We start from the raw sequence: 294 nt of genomic DNA on the forward strand, positions 1-294 counted from the left end.
TGAAGACCGACCCGACGACGCTGACCGATCTCGAACGCGCCGCCCGCTTCCTCTACCTCCAGCGCCTCGCCTTCGGCGGCAAGGTGGCGGGCCGCAACTTCGGCGTCAGCAAGACCACCGGCGCGCGCTTCAACCTCACCAACCTCGCCTCGACTCTGGAGGACATCCACGAGCGCCTTGCCGGCGTGGTCATCGAATGCCTGCCATGGCAGGACTTCATCCGCCGCTATGACCGGCCCGGCATGCTGTTCTATCTCGACCCGCCCTATTGGGGAAACGAGGGCGACTATGGCG

General features: G+C 66.0%; 1 protein-coding gene. It reads left to right on the forward strand.

All coding sequences use genetic code 11. The features are described 5' to 3' along the window. Positions 1–294 (forward strand): DNA adenine methylase (locus V6766_RS25545; protein WP_448471040.1); only part of this gene is annotated, 294 nt, incomplete at both ends.

Source organism: Martelella sp. AMO21009 (assembly GCF_053484295.1).